Here is an 8,860-nt window from a genome sequence, read left to right on the forward strand (position 1 = left end):
CCGCGCGGGCTTGCCGTGCCGCCCCTTCCGCGGGCAAGGCCCGGCCTGATGCAGGCCCTCTGCCGCTCGCCCCTTCCGGGTGCCGGCATCCCCCGGCGCCGATGCCGTGCTGAAGCCCGGGACGCCGGCCCTGCGCGCCGGCCGGCCAGCGCGGTGGCAGCAGGCATCCGGCAGTCCTGCATCCCCGGGCAGGGATAGCGCCGACATCCACGAGGCTCCTCCGATGTAATCCCGACGGCAAAGCCCAAACCGGCATCAGACCCGTATTGTCACCGCCGCATTATCGAAGACCGATCTTTCGATGGGGCAGTATCTTGTCCGATATCGTATCCGAACCGGTGAGAGATGCGGGCCTCCGGCAGCTGCATATCGGCGCCGGCGACATGCTGGCCTTCACCTTCTCGAATATCGCGATCAAGCGCGGCGACAGCGTCAATTTCGTCAGGAACGACGACGTCGTGCTGCACATCAAGATCCGATCCGAGGAGAGCGAGCTGGTCATCAACAGCTTCATCGGCGGGGTCTGGGGGAAGGAAGAGAAGATTCCCGTCGCCACGGACGACGGCAACAGCAACGTCAGCATCGAAGTGTTCATCCACGGGAATGGCATCCGCATCAGCGCCGCGGCGGAGCCGGTGCTCCGGATCGAGGATCGCTTCGCCATCCTGGGCGACATCAGCCTGTTCATTCAGCCCTCGATCTCGATGCGCCACGCCGGCCGGCTGGACCTCGAGGCGGAGGATCCGGCATCGCCCCGGCAGGCGCCTGGCGTCGATGGGCCGGAGACCGCTTCCGAGATCGGCTACATCGATTCGTTCTCCTACATCCCGAGCTTCGGCGGCATCATCCTCTTCGGCTGGGTCCGCGCTCCCTGGGATGACGTCCACCGCTCCGTGGTGACCGCCGTGTTCGAGGACGGCGAGGTCGCCGGCATTCCGCTGACCGCCTGGCACAAGCGCAGCGACCTCGGCGACATAGGCACCGGCTACGTCATGTTCGTGCCGGGTGCGATGCCGGGCGCTGACGGCGCCCCCGTCCTGCACCGGCTGCGCCTGGCACCGGCCCAGGGCGGCCCGCTGCATATCGTGCCGTCGCCCGGCGTCGGCCCGAGCACCGAGCTCCAGGCCGTCCAGATGCTGCGCGACACCCTGCAGCGCGCATTCAGCGGCGACACCGCCGAGTTGCAGGCGCTGCTGAAGCGGCCGATCTACCTCGGCGTGGATACCCTCACCCCGCTCGGCCTGCCGATCCACGTCGAGGTGGACGAGGTGATCGAGGTCAGGCCGGGCGCCGCGTTCCTGTTCGGCTGGATGCTGGACACTCAGGACCTGGTCACCTCGGTCCACCTGTGCTGCTGCGCCTCCTCCTCCCGCCCCCTGGCCGATGCGAGGCTTGCGCTGGAGCGCAACGACATCGTCGAGGCCTATGCGAAGCAGTACGGCATCACCGACAGCCGGGCGGGCTTCATCGCCTTCGCCGATACCGGCTCGGCGAAGCGCGGGCCGTTCTTCCTGGAGGTCAGGCTGGCCACCGGGAAGATCGTCTTCAAGCCGTTGCCGCCGCCGAGCCGGGCGGGCGTCGCGGCCATCCGCCGGGTGCTGGGCGCGACGCTGATCCCCGCCGACGAGGTCCAGCGCGTCTTCGACACCTTCGGCCCCCCCATCCTCGACCTGAACCGCCGGCGCCTGGCAAGGCCGATGGAGGTGAGCGTCGCCACCTTCGGCACGCCCCCGGCCTCGCCCCGTTGCAGCCTGGTGATCCCCCTCTACGGGCGGCTGGATTTCCTGCGCTACCAGCTCGCCCTGTTCAGCGCCGGCGGCCTCGAGCAGGACGAGATCCTCTATGTGCTGGACGAGCCGGCGCGGAAGGGCCTGCTGCTGGACATGGCGCATTCGGCCCATGCCAGCTTCCAGGTGCCGTTCCGGATCATCCTCCCGGCCGAGAACCGCGGCTTCGGGCCCGCCAGCAACCTCGGCATGCAGCACGCCCAGGGCCGGTACGTCTGCTTCCTGAACTCGGATGTCTTCCCGGAGAGGACCGACTTCTTCGACACGCTGGTCCGGGCCCTGGAAGCCGATCCCGGCCTTGGCGTCGTCGGCGGGCTGCTGCTGTTCGCCGACAGCTCCGTGCAGCATGCCAGCATGGATTACGAAGCGCTGCCCCAGTTCGGCGACTGGCTGTTCCCGACCCATCCGGGCAAGGGCCGGCTGCTGCCGGCCGGGACGGCAGGGCTGATCCCGTCGCCGGCCATCACCGGAGCCTGCATGCTGCTGGCACGGGACCTCGCCATGGAGCTGGGCGGCTTCGACCCGGATTACGTCATCGGCGACTTCGAGGACGCCGATCTCTGCGACCGGATCGTCCGCCGCGGGTTGCGCTGCGCGGTCGACAGCCGGGCGCGCGCCTACCACCTGGAGCGGCAGTCGCAGGGCGATTCGGCCAATGCCTGGCGGCACAACGTAACGCTGCTGAATGCCTGGACCTTCAACAGGCGGCTTGGGGCGGCGCGTGACGCCGGCAGGGTCCTCGCCAGGGAGCCAGGCCGATGAGGAAGAGCTTCGCAAGCCGGGCGGGCCGGAAGCCCGGCCCCGCCGCCATGCTCTCCCCGGTTCCCTCCCCGCCGGCTCCGGCCGGCGCCGAGGCCGGGCTGGCGGGCGCGGCCTTCGACCCGGGCGTGCAGACCGAAGCCGGGGCCGGCGACATCGCCGCTCCCGCGCCGATCGGCCCGCCCGGTCCGCTCCGGGTGGTGGTCGTCTCCCACATGCATCCGCGGGTGTCGCGTGGCGGGGCGGAGATCGCCGCCTACCAGATGTACCAGACGCTGCGTGCCATGCCCGATGTGCGCGCCTGGTTCGTGGCCGCCTCGGGCGGCAAGGTCTCGGCCCCGCTCGGAGCTGCCGTGTTCCAGCCCTTCGGGCCGGACGAGTTCGTGCTGGGGGACGCGGCCTACGACCACTGGTCGCACAGCGCGAACAACGGGAACCTGGCCAAGGAATTCCGGCTGCTGCTGACCGAGCTCCGGCCCGACATCATCCATTTCCACCACTTCGCCAACATCGGCGTCGAGGCTCTGCTGCACATCCGGCAGGTGCTGCCGAACGCCCGGATCATCGTCACGCTTCACGAATTCCTGGCGATCTGCAACCACTTCGGCCAGATGGTGAAGCGGCCGAGCCTGGAGCTCTGCGAGGAATCCTCCGCCCGGAGCTGCGCCAAATGCTTCCCCGAGCGCAGCGAGAACGACTTCTTCCTTAGGAAGCTGTACCTGAGGCGCTTCCTCGACCTCGCCGACCACCTGATCGCGCCGAGCCAGTTCCTGGCCGACCGCTATGTCGACTGGGGGTTCGACGCGGCCAGGCTGAGCGTGATCGAGAACGGGCAGCCGCCCCTGCTGGGCGCGCCGGCGCCGATGCCGGACCCGGCCACCCTCACCATCGGCTTCTTCGGCCAGCTCTCCACCCTGAAGGGCGTCGGCGTGCTGCTGGATGCGGCGGCGGAGCTGCGGCGCCGCCCCCCCAAGCGGCGCCCGGTCCGGCTCGAGATCCACGGCGACGCCAGCAACCAGCCGCCGGTCCTGCGGGAGGAGATCGAGCGCCGGCTGGAAGCGAGCCGGTCCGTCGTCGCCTTCCGCGGCACCTACGACAACCGCAAGGTCCATGCGCTCATGCAGGGCTGCCACGCGGTGCTGGTGCCGAGCATCTGGTGGGAGAACTCGCCCCTGGTCATCCAGGAAGCCTTCGCCGCCCGCCGGCCGGTGATCACCTCCGATATCGGCGGCATGGCGGAGAAGGTGCGGCACGGCGTGGACGGGTTCCACTTCCAGGCCCGCAGCGGCCTCGCGCTGGCGGACCTGCTCCGCGACCTGGCCGAGAGGCCGGAGCGGCTGGACGCCCTGCAGCAGACCCTGTCCGTGCCGCCGACGCTGGAGCAGACGGTCCGGGCGACGCGCGAGGTCTACGAGATCGGCCGGCCCGCCGCCTGGGCGCCGCAGCACGGCCAGCCCTTGGGCGGGCTTTCGGCCGACCGACAACAGGAGGTCAAGGGGGTTGCCGCTACGCCTGTCCCAGCACGTCAAAGGCCCGCCGGAGTCTGAGTCGACAATGCCGCATTGCAGCATATCCAGGGGGTTGGACCAGTGGTCGTTGCTGCCTGCCCGGATGGCCCTGGACGGATGACAGGCGACAGGCCCCTGCCCGCGTGGCCGGCCTCCCGCCGCCCGGGCGGCGCCCGGATGCCCCGCCGCCCCCGTGGCGCACCATCAGCGATACCGGAGACTTCCCCCATGAGCTTGCGTGGTTCCGTCGACCATCTGAGTGCCGACGGTGCATCGGGCTGGATCTTCGACACGGTCGAGGGCCGACCGCTCGTGGTGCAGGCCCTGCTCGACGGCCGCATCGTCGGCGAGGCCCTGGCCGAGCTGTACCGGGCCGACCTGGCCGCGGTTGGCCTGGGCGACGGCCGCTGCGGCTTCGAGATCGTGTTCTCCACACCGGTCGAGCCGACGTCCCTGCCCTTCCTGGCGATCAAGCCGCAGGGGGGCGACGTCGAGCTGCCGCGCACCAACCTGACCGGCTTCGGCGACTATTTCCGCTCCCTCTTCGCCCATGCGCCCGGGGCCGGCCGGCCCCGCAGCGTCTTCGGCGGCCTCTGGACCGACCGGACCGACGCGGCGCGGCTGCTGCAGGGGCGGGTGGCCTCCGGCGCCACCCCGGCGGAGCTGGCCGCCCCGCTCCGCACGCTGATCTTCGAGGGCTACGCGCTGCTCCGGGGCGCCCTGGCGCCGGCGGGCTTCGGCCCCACCGAGCTGGACCTGCTCGACAGCCTGGAGGCCGGGCCGCCGCTCGACCCGGAGGCCGATGGGGCGGCGCGCCGCCTGCTCGAGGGGCTGCCCGCCATGCTGTTCCGGGACGCGGTGGTGCGGGTGGCGCGGGCCGCGCTGGACGACAACCCGGTGGCCTACCGCACGGTGCTGTCGCGCGGCCGGGCCGGGAGCTTCGGCCAGCCGAGCGCGGCGGAGGCGCTGACCTCCCCCGCCGAATGCCTGGCGCTGGTGACCTGCGCCGGGTCCGGGCCGGTGCTGCTGGACGTGATCCGAGGCAGCCATGAACTGCCGGAGTTCACCCGGGCCGGCCAGTCCCGCTGGCTGACCGCCGGCGCGGGCGCGGGCATCGAGCTGGCGCTGGGCGAGGCCCTGTCGGTGGCGCAGGTGGAGATCGGGCCGCAGGACGTCGCGCTGATCGGGCCCGGGACGCTGTACCGGCTGCGCACGCCGGACGGGGCGACCGGCCTGACGACCTGGTGCGCGCCGGCGCGGGTCAGCCCGGTGGCGATCCTTGCCGCCGGGGCGGGGACCTTCTCCGTGCGGCATGGCTCGGGCGCGATGGCGAGAGTGTGAGGGGGGGGGTGATGACGGCGTTGAGGCATGGTGGTCTTTAATGTCGAAACCGGAACGGCAATGGTTGAGTGGTAACGGGCTTGGACAGAAATGTTCTTTGGTTCAGCCATGCCACTGCTGCGAATGGCGAAATGTGCAGAGCCGCTCTTCGGACTTGATGTAGGACGTCCGGACATTTGAAGAAGTGGCCTCGCGGCCGATGCATTTGCTGGCTCGCCATCAAATACCAGAAGCCAACAAAGACATCTCCGCAATGCAAGGGGTGCTTTCCGCTTCAGCTAAACAGTACTTATTCCGGGAGATAAAAATGCGCCGACCAATTATTCTTGGCGGAAATCCATATATCATGGATTATCATAGGAAAACGGCCAAAGAATTATTCGATGAAACTGGAGGGAATTCAGGGAACCTAGCCTTCAGGTTCGGTGTAGCCAATCAATTAGTAAACCCCAAGTTTCTATCGTTCTCTACGCCGACAACTGAAATCAAAAAGCAAGGCGATATAATTATCCTTCCTCTCGCAAACCAACTTGGAAAGCACACTGACCTCGCTCATGCAGCCGACCGCCTTGCCGAAATCAACCTGCCAGTCATTGGCGTGGGTCTCGGTGCTCAGACTGACAGCAAAGATAGTGATGTAGTGTTGACCGCCGGCACGACCAAATGGCTTGAGACAATCGCAAAACTTGCTCCATCGGCCTCCGCCAACATTGGAACTAGAGGCGAATACACAAAATATCAGATCTCTCGTTTTGGGTTTGAGAGTAGCGCAATAGTAACCGGCTGCCCCTCGAACTTCATAAATTTCAACACCGATATTATCGCGCAACTTGCCAAAGGTTTCAGATCCAGGCCTCGAAATGTTGCAGTTACTGCGGGAATACCTTTTATTCCATCTCTTTCCAAACTAGAACAAGACTTGGCTGATATGGTTTCCGTAACAGGAGGCGCTTATATTGTCCAGCATGGCCTGCAAATGCTTCAGATTGCGCGCAATGAATTCGATTTGATTCCTGCCGATATCTTGGAATTATGCAGAAACTACATCGCGCCGTCAAAGAAAATGGATGAATTTATAACCTGGTGCCGTCAGTACGCATACGCATTTTATGACGTCAGAGCTTGGATGGATTTCGTCAAAAGATTCGATTTTGTCGTAGGCACCCGCTTTCATGGTGCGATGCTGGCTATTCAGGCTGGAGTACCTGCCGCCTGCATTGCGCATGACAGTCGGACACAAGAAATGTGCGAGACGATGGGCATTCCGGTTTGTCACTACAAAGATATTCAAGGTGGATTAACGCTGGGTAATGTTTTTGACTATTTTTCTTTTGATGAAGAAAAATTTCGAGCTTGTCGGCAGCAATTGTGCCGCTCCTACATTTCCATTTTTGATGCTGCAGATGTTGAAATCACAAAAGGGCTCAGAGGGCTGGCTATCTGAGGACCACAAACTTCCAAAACAACTATTCCCGGTAACCCACCGCAGAAAGGCAGCACAATGAGCTCAGAAGTTTTTGAAAAACAGCTATTGGATTGCATTCAGGCCCAGGCACCACTGTTGTGGAGTCGCTTTAAGGAACCTAACGCAGATGCGCCCACGGCAGCATATCTTATATGCCAATTACTAGGTCTTTACACTGAGGGACAAGATAACGGCATATCTATTGAGCCATTTCAAGAATATCTAGAGATAACAAATGCAGCCGCTGCCGGTTTGACCATAAAAAACAGCAAAGCAAGGGTTTTCGTAAGCAAAGGGTGCAAATTTGATCGCGTTACCATCAGCGGCGCTAATGACGCTCTTATTTTTATTGGTAAAGATGCCATTTTATCTTCCTGCGATATCGCGTGCCATGCGAAACAAAACGTTGTTGCTGTCGGGTTTAATTGTCGCCTTGATGGCGTTTTTATGCATCTGTACGGTCAGCACGGGTTTGTTGTTCTGTCGCCAGGCACAACTGCACAAGCAGGTTGCAATTTCTGCGTACAAGAAAATAGCTGCTTGGTTCTTGGGAGTGATTCCATGCTCTCAACTCAGGTCTTCATTCGAACCAGCGACTCGCACGGAATATATGATCTAAAAACAAAATCGAGGATCAATCATCCACGCGCAGTGATCTTGCATCCGCATGTATGGATATCTCGTGCATGCACCTTAAACAAGGGCACCGAGATTGGCACACATAGTGTTATTGGCCAAGGCTCCGTAGTGCATGGGAAGCTCATGGAACATTCAGTCTATTCTGGTTCGCCTGTTCATAAAGTGCGTTCCGGTGTGACCTGGGACCGGCAATCTGCCGATTGTCTAGACGATAACCATAACTATCTTCAAAAACATTTTACGCAAACCTTCAATGACAACGCCGAGCGCCGGTTTTTTGAAGACCCATTCCAAGATTACGGATTGCTGGAAGCATTCTCCCTTGCTGTTGCTGGCCGTCCCAGCCGTATCTTACAGGGCATAACAGTCGGAACCGAAACTGAACTTGCTTGGCTGACACAGTTTTCAACAGTTCGATCAAGCATCTTAGAAAGCGGTGCCATTGCACGTCGACGCTTAATGGAAATTCCACAAAAAAAATGTAATGAGTTTCCCCGCATTGCATTTCTGATGATGCAGCGGGACGAAACCTCACTCCTTCGTCCATGGTTAGAATACCACAGCGGTCAATTCGGGCTTGAAAATATTTTTGTTTGGGACAATGGATCCACCGATCGAAAGGTTTTAAGCACCCTTTACGAATACGAAAATAAAGGTTTAAACGTAGATTACTCGGCGCAATCAGGTGTTGACTTCAGAAGGAAGGGAGTACTTCTCGGGAAAAAAATAAAGACGCTTGAAAAATTAGGTGATTATGACTTCATCATTCCGATAGACTGTGATGAATTTCTTGCTCTTGAGCAGGATCCTGGAAAAGTCAGCATTAACCGGGAAGAAATTCTTTCTGTTTTCAGCGAACTTAAAAATACATCAGCTCCGCTCGGAATCAGCGTAGCCTACAACAACATTCTGGGTCGCCCAGAAGAGTTCGAACGAGTAGCGCATAAAAAGACTTTTTTCCGCTCCGGAACCTTTAAAGGTATGGATCGCGGGTACCATATGGGAGAAAGCCTGCACACCAATGTAAAACTGGAAACAAAGCTAGTCTTCTTGCATTTTCACTATAAGCCCTACGGTGTGATTTTAGAGCATTCAAAAAACAAACTGAGGCCGTTCTTCAACATTGACAATCCGAATGAACTGAAAGCCTTAGCTGGAAAAAATAGACTGGCAGATTTTATCCTGCAGGGTGAAACAGCTTACATGGAACGATTTTTGCAGAAGAATTCTTTCCGCTTTTCTGGACTGATTGATAAACTCTCTGAAGTTGGCGTGACAGATAGCCAAAGTTTGTGGGCATCATGATCTACCACGCGAAGCATATTAGAGCATTTCAGGTTTAGTCGAACGCATATCCTGAG

Annotated in this window: 5 protein-coding genes; all 5 read left to right on the forward strand. The window is 61.3% G+C overall.

Features of this window, described 5'->3' with window-relative positions:
- Window positions 1-383 precede the first annotated feature (383 nt).
- The 5 genes from QWZ14_RS01540 (at window position 384) to QWZ14_RS01560 (ending at window position 8,804) form a co-directional block, all read left to right on the forward strand.
- Window positions 384-2,549, forward strand: coding sequence for a glycosyltransferase (locus QWZ14_RS01540; RefSeq protein ID WP_290314791.1), 2,166 nt, complete (start codon window positions 384-386; stop codon window positions 2,547-2,549).
- Window positions 2,546-4,093, forward strand: a complete 1,548-nt coding sequence (locus tag QWZ14_RS01545) for a glycosyltransferase family 4 protein (protein ID WP_290314792.1) — start codon at window positions 2,546-2,548, stop codon at window positions 4,091-4,093. Before QWZ14_RS01540 ends, QWZ14_RS01545 begins: the two co-directional genes overlap by 4 nt.
- Before the next feature lie 189 nt (window positions 4,094-4,282).
- A complete protein-coding gene (locus QWZ14_RS01550; RefSeq protein ID WP_290314793.1) occupies window positions 4,283-5,395 on the forward strand; it encodes a hypothetical protein in 1,113 nt (370 codons plus the stop codon).
- Window positions 5,396-5,594: 199 nt separating this feature from the next.
- The gene (locus QWZ14_RS01555) at window positions 5,595-6,839 is read left to right on the forward strand and encodes a polysaccharide pyruvyl transferase family protein (protein ID WP_290314794.1); all 1,245 of its coding nucleotides are present in this window, start codon (window positions 5,595-5,597) and stop codon (window positions 6,837-6,839) included.
- A 57-nt stretch (window positions 6,840-6,896) separates the two neighbouring features.
- On the forward strand, window positions 6,897-8,804 hold the full coding sequence (locus tag QWZ14_RS01560; RefSeq protein ID WP_290314795.1) for a glycosyltransferase family 2 protein: 1,908 nt from the start codon (window positions 6,897-6,899) through the stop codon (window positions 8,802-8,804).
- Window positions 8,805-8,860 lie beyond the last annotated feature (56 nt).

It is taken from the genome of Paeniroseomonas aquatica, assembly GCF_030409335.1.
Classification (GTDB): domain Bacteria; phylum Pseudomonadota; class Alphaproteobacteria; order Acetobacterales; family Acetobacteraceae; genus Belnapia; species Belnapia aquatica.

Coding starts and splice junctions, on each gene's coding strand:
- QWZ14_RS01545 (WP_290314792.1), top strand. CDS start 2,546: ATGAGGAAGAGCTTCGCAAGCCGGGCGGGCCGGAAGCCCGGCCCCGCC.
- QWZ14_RS01555 (WP_290314794.1), top strand. CDS start 5,595: ATGCATTTGCTGGCTCGCCATCAAATACCAGAAGCCAACAAAGACATC.
- QWZ14_RS01560 (WP_290314795.1), top strand. CDS start 6,897: ATGAGCTCAGAAGTTTTTGAAAAACAGCTATTGGATTGCATTCAGGCC.
- QWZ14_RS01540 (WP_290314791.1), top strand. CDS start 384: ATGCTGGCCTTCACCTTCTCGAATATCGCGATCAAGCGCGGCGACAGC.
- QWZ14_RS01550 (WP_290314793.1), top strand. CDS start 4,283: ATGAGCTTGCGTGGTTCCGTCGACCATCTGAGTGCCGACGGTGCATCG.